Annotated in this window: 11 protein-coding genes; 3 read left to right on the top strand and 8 right to left on the bottom strand. The window is 54.7% G+C overall.

Features of this window, described 5'->3' with window-relative positions; genetic code table 11:
- Positions 1 to 440 precede the first annotated feature (440 nt).
- From FFV09_RS10665 to dnaA, 8 genes are all read right to left on the bottom strand, one after another.
- Positions 441 to 1,532: an HD-GYP domain-containing protein gene (locus FFV09_RS10665; protein ID WP_141447816.1), complete on the bottom strand. Its 1,092-nt coding sequence runs from the start codon at positions 1,530 to 1,532 to the stop codon at positions 441 to 443.
- A gap of 218 nt (positions 1,533 to 1,750) precedes the next feature.
- Positions 1,751 to 4,300 (bottom strand): DNA gyrase subunit A, encoded by a 2,550-nt coding sequence (gene gyrA / locus FFV09_RS10660; protein ID WP_141447815.1) that lies wholly within the window; start codon positions 4,298 to 4,300, stop codon positions 1,751 to 1,753.
- Positions 4,301 to 4,653: 353 nt separating this feature from the next.
- The gene (gyrB, locus tag FFV09_RS10655; protein WP_141447814.1) at positions 4,654 to 6,573 is read right to left on the bottom strand and encodes a DNA topoisomerase (ATP-hydrolyzing) subunit B; all 1,920 of its coding nucleotides are present in this window, start codon (positions 6,571 to 6,573) and stop codon (positions 4,654 to 4,656) included.
- Between the two features lie 148 nt (positions 6,574 to 6,721).
- Positions 6,722 to 6,973, bottom strand: a complete 252-nt coding sequence (gene remB, locus FFV09_RS10650) for an extracellular matrix regulator RemB (protein ID WP_141447813.1) — start codon at positions 6,971 to 6,973, stop codon at positions 6,722 to 6,724.
- Between the two features lie 30 nt (positions 6,974 to 7,003).
- Positions 7,004 to 8,164, bottom strand: coding sequence for a DNA replication/repair protein RecF (recF, locus tag FFV09_RS10645; protein ID WP_425472316.1), 1,161 nt, complete (start codon positions 8,162 to 8,164; stop codon positions 7,004 to 7,006).
- 101 nt (positions 8,165 to 8,265) lie between these two features.
- The gene (yaaA, locus tag FFV09_RS10640) at positions 8,266 to 8,484 is read right to left on the bottom strand and encodes a S4 domain-containing protein YaaA (protein WP_141450430.1); all 219 of its coding nucleotides are present in this window, start codon (positions 8,482 to 8,484) and stop codon (positions 8,266 to 8,268) included.
- 149 nt (positions 8,485 to 8,633) lie between these two features.
- Positions 8,634 to 9,776, bottom strand: a complete 1,143-nt coding sequence (dnaN, locus tag FFV09_RS10635; RefSeq protein ID WP_141447811.1) for a DNA polymerase III subunit beta — start codon at positions 9,774 to 9,776, stop codon at positions 8,634 to 8,636.
- Positions 9,777 to 9,933: 157 nt separating this feature from the next.
- A complete protein-coding gene (dnaA, locus tag FFV09_RS10630; RefSeq protein WP_141447810.1) occupies positions 9,934 to 11,289 on the bottom strand; it encodes a chromosomal replication initiator protein DnaA in 1,356 nt (451 codons plus the stop codon).
- 1,066 nt (positions 11,290 to 12,355) lie between these two features.
- Between dnaA and rpmH the strand changes: the two genes are divergently transcribed.
- The 3 genes from rpmH to FFV09_RS10615 all read left to right on the top strand — a co-directional run bounded on the left by rpmH (position 12,356) and on the right by FFV09_RS10615 (position 13,947).
- Positions 12,356 to 12,490: a 50S ribosomal protein L34 gene (gene rpmH, locus FFV09_RS10625; RefSeq protein ID WP_018976936.1), complete on the top strand. Its 135-nt coding sequence runs from the start codon at positions 12,356 to 12,358 to the stop codon at positions 12,488 to 12,490.
- Between the two features lie 71 nt (positions 12,491 to 12,561).
- Positions 12,562 to 12,939, top strand: a complete 378-nt coding sequence (gene rnpA, locus FFV09_RS10620; protein WP_141447809.1) for a ribonuclease P protein component — start codon at positions 12,562 to 12,564, stop codon at positions 12,937 to 12,939.
- Between the two features lie 129 nt (positions 12,940 to 13,068).
- Entirely contained in the window at positions 13,069 to 13,947 is an 879-nt protein-coding gene (locus FFV09_RS10615; protein WP_246098526.1) for a YidC/Oxa1 family membrane protein insertase, read from the top strand.
- Positions 13,948 to 13,958: the final 11 nt, after the last annotated feature.

Below are 13,958 nucleotides of genomic sequence, written 5' to 3'. Positions count from 1 at the left end.
GAAGATCAAAAACCCTTCGCTAAGCGCGGTTCCTCGAATCACTTGGCCCGGCTGGGTTCCGTGATTCTCGTTACTCACTGTTCAGTTTTCAAAGAACAAACTCGTTAATCTCATGGGTGTTACTCGATCTTACTCGTGTGCCCCGCTCGCTTGTTTCGCTCGCAGCAGCAACTCTTATATATTAGCATGTCCGCTTCCGTTTTGCAAGTCTTTTTTGAAATCTTTTTTCAACTTCTTGCGAAGCTTCGATTTTGACTTCATCTTTTCCCTGCTCACTTGTTCGAACCGCTCGGTCACTCTCTCAAGGCCGTTCCTAGAATATATCACGCTCACAAACAGATAGCAAGCCTTTTTTCAGATAAATTTCGATAACCATTGAAAAAGAGCCCCATTTCTATGAGGCTCTTGATTTTTCCTTCTAACATAGGGGCTATATCGGCTTATAGCACTTCCATGATAAACAGCTTGCGGTCCTGCATCAGATTAACGATCTCTCCGTTGATCGATACCATGGGACGGGTCGGCTGATGCGCGTCGGCATAGACGATCTCGCCTGTCTTGCGGTTGCTCAGCTTCACGCGGGTTCCCAGAGACAGCTGCGTCGTCTGTTTGATCAGCGTGCGTACGATGGCCGGATCGAGCTTGCCGAACGAATCTTTCTCAAGCTGTTCCAGCACCAGGTAGGGCGAAGTCGCGCCGCGATAGCCGCTGTCGAGCGTCATGGCGTGGAAGATATCCGCTACGGCCACGATCTTCGAATAGAGATGCAGCTTCTCTCCGGTCGAAGCCAACGGGTAGCCGCTGCCGTCGATCCGTTCATGGTGCTGAAGCGCCGCGAGCAGAACGCCTTCCTGCAAAGCCGTCGCATTTTTGAGAATCTGGTAGCCGTAGGTCGTATGATTGTTCATCTCGACTTTTTCTTCGGCATTCAGCGGAGTCGGCTTGTGCAGGACCATCGGCGAAATCTTGACTTTGCCCAGATCGTGCAGCAGTCCGGCCAGAGCGACCTGGATCCAGTTCTTCTGCGGAACGTCCAACCAGCGTGCCAACATATAGGAAGTCAACGCGCACAGAACGGCATGATGATACATATAGTCGTGCTTGTCCGGCATACGCGGGGTAAAGCCCAAAATCCGGTATCCCTGAATCTGATCGATCAGCTTCTCCAGTTGGGCGCGCCACTGGAAGATCGGGATCTCCATCGCCAGTACGGAAGGAAAACCGGTCTTGATAAGGGCTACCATCTGGTCGTATTCTTCCATAAAGCTGCGTTCCCTGCGATTCGGGCCCGAACGAGCCGCGTCGGTGCCCGGCGATGCGGATTCTTTGCCGTCGGGTTCCGTTCCTTTTTTGTCGCTGTCTCCGGCTTCGCCCTGAATCTCGACTTCATCGATCATGAAAGCCTGCAAAATCTCCAAATCTTTTGGAAGAAGGATCCTGCCTTTTTGAAACAGCAGATTCCCTTTATCGGTATAAACGTTAACGGCTATTTTAACTCCCGCTTCCAGCTCGTTTACGGGTACCCTTACCATGGCATACATCTCCTCTATTGCGGTCGATCGCTTGTCCAATCCGGCCGTTCTTGCTCCCGCTTGCTTACCATCTCGATTATATGCCGTGATACCAAGAGCAACAATACCAAAAATATCCGAAATCGGTTTTGGGTACGCTCTTTTAAAGAAAAGCGGATTTTCACGCAAAAAAGGGAAGTCCCGCAGGACCTCCCTCTTTTCAAACAGCCGGTTCATCCTTATTCGGACGCTTCCGGATCGGTATTCAGCATGTCCAGCATAGCCTTGGCTTCGACATCCGCCACAACCGTACCGGCCTGCTCTTCGGACAATTCGCCTTCGCCCAGTTCGTCTTCGTCCGGCTCGTCGCTCTTGTCGATCCGGCAGACCGTAGCTACCGCATCTTCGTCGCGAATATGAATCAGCCTTACGCCCTGCGCATAGCGGCCCATCGAAGAAACGCCGTCCATGCTTGTGCGGATCAGCGTACCGCTCGTCGTAATGATCATCAAGTCTTCTTCGGATTTGACGACTTTGAGACTTGCTACCGGACCATTTTTCTCCGTGACGTTGATCGTCTTGATCCCTTTGCCGCCGCGGGTCTGAATCCGGTATTCGCCGATCGGCGTGCGCTTGCCGTAGCCTTTGCTCGTCACGATCAGCACTTCGCGGTCCATCTTGACGACGTCCATACCGATGACCGTATCGTCGTCTTCGAGCGAAATGCCTTTGACGCCTGTGGCGCCGCGGCCCATGGACCGGACATTGCTCTCCTTGAAGCGGATCGACAGGCCCGAAGCGGTACCCATAATGATCTCCTGCTCGCCGTCGGTCAGCTTGGCTCCGATCAGCGAATCGTCGTCACGCAGCGTAATCGCGATCAGACCGCCTTTGCGGATATTGCTGTAGTCGGTCAGAGGCGTCTTCTTCACGATACCCCGGCCCGTCGCGAAGAACAGGAAGCGATCTTCCTTGAACTCGTGCACCGGAATGACCGCGTTGATCGACTCGCCCTGCTCGATCTGGATCAGGTTGATGATCGGCGTTCCCCGTGCCGTACGGCTGAGTTCCGGAATCTCGTAAGCCTTGAGCCGGTACACTTTGCCCCGGTCCGTGAAGAACAGCAGATGGTTATGGGAATTGGTCGCGAACAGATGCTCGACGAAGTCCTCGTCTTTGGTTCCCATGCCCATCACGCCGCGTCCGCCCCGTTTCTGGCTGCGGTACGTCGTTGCCGGCAAGCGCTTGATATAGCCGGTATGCGAAATGGTGATAACCACTTCTTCCTGCGGAATCAGGTCTTCGTCCAGAATGCTGTCTTCGCCGACCGTGATCTCGGTACGCCGCTTGTCCGCGAAACGTTCCTTGATCTCGTTCAGCTCGTCGCTGATGATCTGCACAAGCAGCGTCTCGTCCGCCAGAATCGCGCGGAATTCGCTGATCCGCTCCAGCAGCTCGTTGTACTCGCCTTCGATCTTCTCGCGTTCGAGTCCGGTCAGGCGCTGCAGGCGCATGTCGAGAATGGCCTGCGTCTGTTCCTGGCTGAGCGAGTAGCGCTCCGTCAGCTGCTCGCGTGCGGCGTCCGCCGTTTGCGAACCGCGGATCAGGGCGATGACTTCGTCCAGATGATCCAGCGCGATGCGCAAACCTTCGAGGATATGGGCGCGCGCTTCCGCTTTTTTGAGATCGAACTCGGTGCGGCGGCGCACCACGATTTTCTGGTGCTCCAGGTAGTGATACAGCACATCCCGCAGATTGAGGATCTTCGGCTCGTTGTTGACGATCGCCAGCATGTTCACGCCGAACGTCGACTGCATCGCCGTATGGCGGTACAGGTTGTTCAGCACGACGCTAGGGTTCACGTCGCGGCGCAGTTCGACCACGATCCGCATGCCGTTGCGGTCGGACTCGTCGCGCAGGTCGGTGATGCCGTCGATACGCTTCTCGCGTACCAATTCGGCGATCTTCTCGACCAGGCGCGCTTTGTTGACCTGGTACGGAATCTCGGTCACGATAATCCGTGCCTTGTTCCCGAATTCTTCGATTTCCGCTTTGGCTCGCATCGTGATGGAGCCGCGGCCCGTCTGATACGCCTGGCGAATGCCCGAGCGTCCGAGAATGTAGCCGGACGTCGGGAAGTCCGGGCCCTGGATATATTCCATCAGGTCCATCGGCGTCAGATCCGGGTTCTCGATCAGCGCCTGAACACCGTCGATGACTTCGCCGAGGTTGTGCGGCGGGATGTTGGTCGCCATGCCGACCGCGATACCCGACACGCCGTTGACGAGCAGGTTCGGATAACGCGCCGGCAACACGACCGGTTCATGCTCTTCGCCGTCGTAGTTCGGCTGGAAATCGATCGTTTCTTTGTTGATGTCGCGCAGCATTTCCATCGCGATCTTCGAAAGACGGGCTTCCGTATACCGCATCGCCGCGGCGCCGTCGCCGTCGACGGAACCGAAGTTCCCGTGTCCGTTGACGAGCATGTAGCGCATCGAGAAGTCCTGCGCCATACGGACCATCGTCTCGTATACCGCGGTATCTCCGTGCGGGTGATATTTACCGATAACTTCGCCGACGATTCTCGCCGACTTCTTGAACGGCTTGTCCGGCGACATGCCGAGTTCGGACATGGCATAGAGAACCCGTCTGTGAACCGGCTTCAGTCCGTCCCGGACGTCCGGCAGCGCGCGGCTGACGATGATGCTCATTGCGTAATCCATAAAGGACTCGCGCATTTCTACGCCGATATCCCGATCTATGACCTGCGATCTTTGTTCTTCCGCCATGACTGCCTCCTTCTATTTGGACACGGGTTCGGGTCTGCCTGTTTCCGAGGAAAAAAGCGGTTCGAACCCCGTACCGTTGGTGCCTGCATAATCACGTGGGATACTGCTTTTACGGCTGCTTTTGTATTTGAAAATAAAGCCTTGAAATCATCTTGCAAACGCCGGAATATGCGGCTTCCACATCCTTATTATTATACCATTAATCCGGCCGGATGTCCGTAATTTATGACGGAAAAGCAGCGCCAAAAAAACGTTTATTGCGCATTTTCAACCGTTTTGTATATAAAAAAAGAAGAGACGCCCTGCGGGCCGCCTCTTCTTTGCCCTCTCCCCGAAACGGGGGGAATCCGGCGTCAAATATCCAGATTCGTCACGTAGCGGGCATGCTCCTGAATGAAATCGCGGCGGGGTTCGACGTTGTCGCCCATGAGCGTGTCGAACAGCGTATCGGCCAGCATGGCATCGCCGATCGAGACCTGCATCATGGTCCGGCTTTCCGGGTCCATCGTCGTCTCCCACAGCTGTCCGGCATTCATCTCGCCCAGACCTTTGTAGCGCTGCACGTTGACTTTGACGCCCGGTCCGAAGCTTGCGATGATCTCGTCGCGTTCTTTCTCCGAGTTCGCGTAGACGACCGTTTTGTTGCGCTCGATCTTGAACAGCGGCGGCTGCGCGATGTAGACGTAGCCGGCTTCGATGATCGGGCGCAGGTAGCGGTAGAAGAACGTCAGCAGCAGCGTGCGAATATGCGCGCCGTCGACGTCGGCGTCGGTCATGATGACGACTTTGTGGTAGCGGGCTTTGGCGATATCGAAGTCTTCGCCGATGCCGGTACCGATCGCCGTGATGATCGCGCGAATCTCCAGGTTGGACAGAATCCGGTCCAATCTGGCTTTTTCCACGTTCAGGATCTTGCCGCGAATCGGCAGGATCGCCTGGAAGTGCCGGTCGCGGCCCTGTTTGGCCGAGCCGCCGGCGGAGTCGCCTTCGACGATGTACACTTCGCTGATCGAAGCGTCCTTCGACGAGCAGTCGGCCAGTTTGCCCGGCAGGGCGCTGACTTCGAGCACGCTTTTGCGCCGTGTCAGTTCGCGGGCTTTGCGCGCCGCTTCGCGGGCTCTCGACGCCTGAAGCGCTTTGTCGAGAATGCGCCGCGCCGCGGACGGATTCTCGTTCAGGAAGTCGGTCAGCTTCTCCGAGAAGAGCGACTCGACGATGCCCCGAACTTCGCTGTTGCCGAGCTTGGTCTTCGTCTGTCCTTCGAACTGCGGTTCCGGAATCTTGACGGAGATGATCGCCGTCAGGCCTTCGCGCACGTCGTCGCCCGTCAGGTTGCTGTTCGCGTCCTTGATCACGCCGGCTTTGCGCGCGTAATCGTTGATGATACGCGTCAGTGCGCTCTTGAAGCCGGATTCGTGCGTGCCGCCTTCGTGCGTGTGGATATTGTTCGCGAACGAATAAATGTTCTCGGCATAGCCGTCGTTATACTGAATCGCGATTTCGACCGCGATCATATCGCGCGAACCTTCGACGTAGATCGGGTTTTCCTGAATCACGATTTTGTTCTGGTTGAGGAACTGGACGTATTCGCCGATCCCGCCTTCATAGTGGAACGAAGCGTTCTCGCCCGTCCGCTCGTCGAGCAGCGAGATCATGATGCCTTTGTTCAGGAACGCCAGCTCGCGAATTCTCGTCAGCAGCGTGTTGTAGTCGTATACGACCGTCTCGGTGAAGATCTGCGGATCGGGCTGGAACGTGGTCTTCGTGCCCGTCTCGCCTTCTTCTTCCACTTCGCCGATGACGCGCAGGTCGTACTGCGGAGCGCCGTAACGGTATTCCTGCTCGTAAATTTTGCCGTCGCGCTTAACCTGAACGACGATTTTCTCGGACAAGGCGTTGACGACCGAGACGCCGACGCCGTGCAGGCCGCCGGACACTTTATATCCGCCGCCGCCGAATTTGCCGCCTGCATGCAGGACGGTCATGACGACTTCGAGCGCCGGACGTTTCATTTTGGGATGTTCGCCGACCGGGATGCCCCGGCCGTTGTCGATGACGGTCACGCTGTTGTTCTCGTGCACGATGACCTGAATATGGTCGCAGTGGCCGGCGAGCGCTTCGTCGATACTGTTGTCCACGACTTCCCACACGAGATGGTGAAGACCTCTGGCGCTCGTCGAACCGATATACATACCCGGACGCTTGCGCACCGCTTCCAGTCCTTCAAGGACCTGTATCTGACTGGCATCATACGATTGTTGATCCATTGACATGCTTCGTTCACCCACTCCTATAGTTTGCGAAATTGTGAGAAAAGAATACGAAACGCCCGCTCCCGCAGCCTGTCGAAGCTGCAGCGGGAAGGGCGGCGTATGAGGAAAAAAGATAAAACCCGATGCTGTATGCCGGCGATCGCCGGTGTCACATGCCTGCGCCGAACGTGGTGGAGCGCTTCTTCAGCGTCGCGGAAGAAATAGGCGAATAGTAAACGACGGACTTCGTAACGACGATGGACTTCGCTTCTTCCTCGCCGATCGATTCCACCTTTTTGCTTTCTTTGGCGGCGGTCACGAACTGCTTGGAGATGCGCGAAGACTTTTCGATGGACACGTCGAAAATGGCGATCAGTTCCGAAGAACGGATAATTTTTTCTCCGCCGAGATGAATATACATAAAAATTCGAAGCCTCCTCGAGGAACTTCTTCAGGATTCGACGATCCCTTCGCTCACCTGGTAAATATGCGCGCCCTGCAATTTCTCCGCATGGATCGTCTCGATCCCGGTCGCGGTAATAAAAGTCTGCACCCGACTCTGGAACGTCTCGATCAGTTGGGTCTGCCGATACGGATCGAGCTCCGACAGCACGTCGTCGAGCAGCAGAATGGGATATTCGCCGATTTCTTCATGGATCAGTTCGATCTCCGCCAGCTTCAGCGAGAGCGCGGTCGTGCGCTGCTGGCCCTGGGAGCCGAAATTGTGCACTTCTTTTTCGTTGATAAAAAAGGTCAGGTCGTCCCGATGGGGTCCGGCAAGGGTCGTCCCCCTGCGGATTTCCTGTTCGCGCACTTGTGATAATTTTATCATAAATTGTTCCAATAAGACAGCTTCATCTTCCTCTTCGACCTCGCCGAACGAAGGCATGTAACGCAGCAGAAGCTGTTCCTTCCCGCCGGTTATCCCCTTGTGGATATCTTCCGCCCAGATTTGCAGCTTGCGGATAAATCGCTTGCGCCGACGCACGATGCTGGCCCCGTGCGTGGCGAGCTGCTCGTTCCAGATATCGAGCATGACCGGGTCGGGCGTCTTGCCGTAGGACTGCTTGAGCATATTGTTGCGCTGCAGCAGCACTTTTTGGTACTGCTGCAGGTGGAACAGGTAGCTCGGCTGCACCTGTCCGATCTCCATATCGAGAAAACGTCTGCGAATGCCCGGCGTTCCCTTGACGATCTCCAGGTCTTCCGGAGCGAACATGACGACGTTCAGCGTCCCGATAAAGTCGCTCAGCTTGCGCTGCTCCAGCCCGTTGATCTTCGCTTTTTTGCCTTTGGGCGACAGCGACAATTCCAGATGGACGTTCCCGTATTTTTTCTCCACGTGGCAGCCCGCATAAGCGGACTCTTCGCCGAAAGCGATCAGTTCGCGATCTTTGGCGGTGCGGTGCGATTTGGTCAGCGCCAGCACGAACAGCGACTCCAGCAGATTCGTTTTGCCCTGCGCGTTGCGACCGATCATCAGGTTGACGCTTCCGAAGTTTTCCAGTTTCAGTTCGTCGTAGTTGCGGTAATTTTTGAGTGCGATGTCTCTAACTTGCACGTGGTTTCGATGCCTCCTGTGCGCCGCCGCAAAATGAAGACGGGGCCGCATTTGCACGTCGCAAAGCCGCCCCGTCTGCTGTGGATAGTGGATAACCCGCCCTTTGCGGATCTTGTACGCTGCTTGTGGATAACGGCTGCGGAGCGAAAGACTCAGCCTTCCCGGACCACCTTGAAGGAGTCTTCCCCGTCCACTTCGACCGTGTCTCCCGGATAGAGCTTGCGTCCGCGGCGTTCTTCGTTTTCCCCGTTGACCTTGATCAGGCCTTCGGCAATCAGTATTTTGGCGCTGCCTCCGGTGGAGATGCAGTCGGCCAGCTTGAGAAACGTGTCGAGCTTGATATACTCCGTGCGAATCGAAACTTCATTCATCATTTTGCCTTCCTTTCGGGGTTGTGTCAAAAAGAAAAGGCTGGAAGGCTGCAGGGAAGTTCCGTTACTGACCGGTGCTTCACCGGAACTTCCCCTCCGCCTGCTGCCTTTTCTTCGGAATTGGATTTTTGTTCAAAAACCAAAAAAAGTTAGTTGGTCGTCCGGTAAGGGAGGATGATGTACAGGCTGTTGCTGTCGTCCGTCGGCTCGATGATGATCGGGCTCATGACGCCTGTGAACCGGATCGTCAACTGTTCGCTTTCGATGACTTTGAGCACGTCGAGCATGTATTTCGAGTTGAACGACAGACGAAGCTGCTCGCCTTCGAATTCCGCCAACTGGATCTCTTCCTGCACGCGTCCGAGTTCCGTCGAGCTGGACGAAATTTCGATGCCGCCCGCTTCGAGCGTTTGCATGCGCACGATGTTCGTTTTTTCTTCGCGGGACAGCAGGTAGGCGCGGTCGATCGACTCGCTCAGGTTTTTCGTGTCGAGCAGCAGCCGCGTCTTGTGGCTCGAAGGGATGATCTTCGACGTGTCCGGATACAGTCCGTCGAGAATGCGCGAGTAGAACAGGACGCGATCGACTTTGAACAGCACCTGGTTGTCGGCGACGACGATGTCCACGAGTGTGTTCTGGTCCGGAATGATCTTGCTCAGTTCGTTCAGCGTTTTGCCGGAAATGACAACGTTGTTGAATTCCAGATCTTCGGTGCCTTCCAGGCGTACGGTGCGCGTCGCCAGACGGTGACGGTCCGTCGCCACGAATTTGAGCTGCCCTTCTTTGAGGCTCCACATGACGCCCGTCAGAATCGGAGTCGTCTCCTGGGTCGAAATCGAGAACACCGTTTGACGAATCATATGCCGCAGCAGATCGCCGGGTACGGACAAGACCCGATTTTCTTCGATGCTCGGCAGAACCGGGAACTCTTCCGGGTCCAGGCCTACGAGTTGAATATCCGTCGCGCCCGCGCGGATAAAGGTCTGGAATCCGCTGCCCACTTCCATCTCGATCTCCGAGGTCGGCAGCTTTTTGATGATCTCCACGAAAAATTTGGCCGGAAGCACGACGCTGCCGACTTTTTCTACAGCGACGACGGTTTTGTTGTCCTGCTCGGCCGGAATGAACGATTGGATCGAAATGTCCGTATCGCTTGCGGTCAGGGTCACGCCGTGATAAGCCACGTCGAATTTGATCCCTCCGAGAATCGGAATGGTCGTCCGGCTGGAAATGGCTTTGGATACATGTTGAATGGCGTCGCTGAGGTGGGATTTGGAAATGCTGATCTTCATCTCGTCACTCCTGTAATAGATAATATATTCTTTAAGATCTTTATAGTAAAAGTAGTAGGGGCACTGGATATGTGGATAACCTCATAAAAAGCCCGAAAAACATAACAAACTAAGCCTATCCACATGTGTATAAGTTGTGCATAGGCTTTTTGCTTATTCAGGACGGATTTTTGATTTTTTCCGTAAGGCTGTGGACAACTTTGGACAGCTCCTGGTCGATCTTCAACGACCGGGAGATTTTTTCGTGCGCGTGGATAACGGTCGTATGGTCCCGCCCGCCGAAAGCTTCGCCGATTTTGGGCAGCGAGTAATCGGTCAGCTCGCGCGACAGATACATGGCCACCTGGCGGGGAAACGCGATCGCCTTCGTCCGTTTTCTCGCTTTGAAGTCTTCCATCTTCAAGTTGTAATACTCGCCGACCCGCTGCTGGATATCCTGGATCGTAATAATCCGCGGCCGGCTGGAAGGAATGATATCCTTGAGCGCTTCGGCTGCCAGATGGGCGGTCACGTCCTGGTTCGTCAGCGACGAATAGGCGACTACGCGGATCAGCGCGCCTTCGAGTTCACGGATGTTCGTGTCGATCTGATTCGCGATGTACATCATCGCTTCGTTCGGGACGTCCAACTTTTCCGCCCGTGCCTTTTTGCGCAAAATCGCGATCCGCGTCTCCAGATCCGGCGGCTGGATGTCGGTGATCAACCCCCACTCGAACCTCGAACGCAGACGTTCTTCCAGCGTCGGAATCTCTTTGGGAGGCCGGTCGCTGGAAATGATAATTTGTTTGCTCTCCTCGTGCAGCGCGTTGAACGTATGGAAAAACTCTTCCTGCGTCGACTCTTTGCCGGCGATGAACTGGATGTCGTCGATCAGCAGGATGTCGATATTCCGGTACTTGTTCCGGAAACTTTCCCCGCGGTTGTCGCGAATCGAGTTGATGAACTCGTTCGTGAATTTCTCCGAAGAGATGTACACGACGCGGCTGCTCGGATTGTGCTGCAAAATGTAATGGCCGATCGCATGCATCAAGTGCGTTTTCCCCAGGCCGACTCCCCCATACAAAAACAGAGGATTATAGGCTTTTGCCGGCGCTTCGGCGACGGCGAGCGACGCGGCATGGGCAAAGCGGTTGCCCGAGCCGATCACGAACGTGTCGAACGTATATTTCGGATTGAGCATGTTCGTATTCGCCTCGACGCTGACCTGAACGGGCGTCGGCGGCGGCGAAGATTGCCTTTGCAGCGACTCTTCCTCATGTCCGGGTTCTTCGATGACGAACTTGACGGTCACGCTGCGTCCGAGCACGTCGAACGCCACCTGCGCCACCAATTTCGTATATCGGCTTTCCAGCCACTCTACGGCAAACGTTGTCGGGGCCGAGACGGTCAGCGCGCCCTGGGTCAGTTGAATCACTTCCGTTGCTTTGAACCAGGTGTCGAAGCTGGGTTTGCTCAGCTTGGTCTGGATGATCGATAGAATTTGTTGCCACAATTGAGCGGTATGGCTGTCCACAAACTGTCACTCCTTTGAAATCGTACGATGTGGCTTGAGCCGGAGCACCCGCCGAAATTTTTCGGAAATTTGGAAAGCCGAGAGAGGGTTATCCCCACTATCAAGAATAATGGGAACAAAAAAAGAAGGATAAATTGAACTTGTGCACAACCTTATCCACAGACTGTTGATAATATAGAGGCTAAAACCGGATATTCACACCGAAAAGTAATCTAATCATAGCAAAAGAAGCCGCCTATTTCAACGTTTCTCGTTATATTATCCACAATACCAATACCTTGTGCATAATAGATATCCACACCACAAGATATTGTTCATAACGTGTTCAGAAGCGAACTGTGAATAAATCGGCGGACGAAAATTATGCACAGGCCAAAAGGCAATATGGTGGAAAAGTGCATTACGCAAAAACGTTGTTTTGGACGGCAGCCCTTTGCTAGCTTGAAACGCCGATTGTGGATAACTTTCAAAGCGCTGGGAAAGGCCGAGCAAGCAGGCACGCAAGCGGGAAAATCGAAAAAGCCGGGGCAAAAGAGGGAGAGCAGGAAAACGCGAATTGGGGAAGGACGAAATGCGAGGGCGAGGAAGGGAAGCGTGGGAAGACCGCCGCCGCCGAGCGAAAAAGCGGAGAGGGAATCGGAAGAGGGAGAAGGAAGGCATGGAACGGGAGTGGAAAAGAGGGAGGATCGGCCGGGGGAATGTGGCGGGCGCGAGGAGCAGGAAGAACGGTGAGGCACGGCGGGGCCAAAGAGGGAGCAGCGCCGAAAAGGCCGTGAACAGACGCAGCCGATCGCGGCCGAATCTTTTTTTCCAGCGGCTCAAAAGAGGGAGAAGAAAGCGTTCCGGCCGGCCGCGAAATTTACCCTTCCTTATATAGAACCTTTTCGGCCCTTTTTTCGACAGGAAAAAGAGAAGACGATCGCAAGAACTTTGCTTGACTTTGCTGGAAACGCATGATTAAATGATAAAAGGCATGTTCTGCGAGAAGAAGAACGAATGTGTGAAACTATATTGGTTTAGCGATTTTGCAAAACCTGTACTACCTGTAAAAGGAGGTGCTATTGTAATGGGTCCTACTTTCAAACCAAACACCAGAAAGCGCAAAAAGGTGCACGGATTCCGTAAAAGAATGAGCACGAAAAACGGCCGCAAGGTGCTGGCTGCTCGTCGTCTCAAAGGCAGAAAAGTGCTGAGCGCGTAAGTTCAGGCACATGAGCGAAGACCACCTGGAGGTGGTCTTTTTTTTCTTAAACAAAGGGGACGCGAGAAAAGGTGCAAAAAAAGCTACGATTACGAAACCGTGCCGAGTTCACCCGCGTATACCGTCACGGCAAGTCTTTCGCGAACCGGCAGCTGGTCCTGTACTGGTTCCCGAAGCGTGACGTCGAGCAATTTCGCATGGGCGTATCGGTCAGCAAAAAAGTGGGCAATGCGGTCGTTCGCAACCGGATGCGCCGTCTTATGAAAGAAATCGTCCGGCAGCATGCCGACGAAATCATCGACCATCTCGACCTGGTCTTCATCGTCCGCAAGGGCGCGCTCGATCTGGAGTATAAGGAATTGGAGAAGAGCGTCATGCACGTGCTTCGCAAATCCTCGCTGCTCAAACGCAAAGGCCGCGAAACGGGCGGTCCGGGGGTCCGCGGATGAAGCGCTTTTTTGCGTTTCAAATAGCGCGCTAATTATGGTATGATTTTCACAACTGCCGACAGACGGTTCAGCGCGGCAGCAAGCCTCACGGGAGTGCAGGAACATGAAGGTCAAGAGAGGGGTTATCAAGTGTCTCATTTGTTCAAACGCAGAGGCAAGTGGCTGTTCGTTATCGCCGCGGTCCTGCTGATTACCGTCCTTGCGGGCTGTACGCCGACTACGGTGCTGCATACGACAGAAGACTTGAAAAACAGCGGCAGCTTCTGGCAGAGCAACGTGGTGTATTGGTTCGCTCTGGCTCTGGACACGTTCGCCGAATGGTTCGGGGGCGAGTATGGCCTGGCCGTACTGCTGCTCGTGTTGATCGTGCGTACGCTTATTTTGCCGCTGACGATCAAATCGGTCAAAAGCTCCAAAGCGATGCAGAAGATCCAACCGGAAATGCAGAAGCTGAGAGAGCAGTTCAAGGACGATCCGCAGCGCATGCAGCAGGAGCAGATGCGTCTGTTCCAGGAGAACAAAGTCAATCCGGCCGCAGGCTGTCTGCCGTTGATCATTCAAATGCCAATCTTTATCGCCTTGTACAACGCCATCATCTATAACAGCGATCTGGCGCAGCATTCCTTCCTCTGGATGGAACTCGGCAAGCCGGACATTCCGTTGACGCTGTTCGCGGCGGCAACGACTTTCCTGCAAACGTGGCTGATGATGCGTCAGAACCCGGCGCAGCAGCAGGGCCCGATGAAGTTCATGCTGTTCGTGTACCCGGTACTGATCTTCTTCATGGGTTACCAATTCCCGTCCGCCCTCCCGCTGTACTGGGCAATGAGTAACGTCTACACGATCGTGCAAAACTTCTTCCTGTACCGCAACAACGATCCGAAAGCCGCAGCTGCCGTTATCGCGCAGCAGGGCGGAACGAAGTCTGCGGGCAAAAACGGCGGCGTAAGCCTCGCGAAGGGCGCAGGCCCGGTATCGAGCCGTAAAAAGAAAAAGAAAAAACGTTAATTCCTTTTATA

The sequence above is a fragment of the Saccharibacillus brassicae genome, assembly GCF_006542275.1.
GTDB classification, from domain to species: Bacteria; Bacillota; Bacilli; order Paenibacillales; family Paenibacillaceae; genus Saccharibacillus; species Saccharibacillus brassicae.
The sequence above is the reverse complement of the archived record's forward strand: the minus strand, read 5'-3'. Positions and strand labels throughout refer to the sequence as shown.

Bases quoted from the DNA above. Each gene is read 5' to 3' on its own strand.
- FFV09_RS10665 (WP_141447816.1), bottom strand. From the start codon at position 1,532: ATGGTAAGGGTACCCGTAAACGAGCTGGAAGCGGGAGTTAAAATAGCC.
- gyrA (WP_141447815.1), bottom strand. From the start codon at position 4,300: ATGGCGGAAGAACAAAGATCGCAGGTCATAGATCGGGATATCGGCGTA.
- gyrB (WP_141447814.1), bottom strand. From the start codon at position 6,573: ATGTCAATGGATCAACAATCGTATGATGCCAGTCAGATACAGGTCCTT.
- remB (WP_141447813.1), bottom strand. From the start codon at position 6,973: ATGTATATTCATCTCGGCGGAGAAAAAATTATCCGTTCTTCGGAACTG.
- recF (WP_425472316.1), bottom strand. From the start codon at position 8,164: ATGCGGCCCCGTCTTCATTTTGCGGCGGCGCACAGGAGGCATCGAAAC.
- yaaA (WP_141450430.1), bottom strand. From the start codon at position 8,484: ATGAATGAAGTTTCGATTCGCACGGAGTATATCAAGCTCGACACGTTT.
- dnaN (WP_141447811.1), bottom strand. From the start codon at position 9,776: ATGAAGATCAGCATTTCCAAATCCCACCTCAGCGACGCCATTCAACAT.
- rpmH (WP_018976936.1), top strand. From the start codon at position 12,356: ATGGGTCCTACTTTCAAACCAAACACCAGAAAGCGCAAAAAGGTGCAC.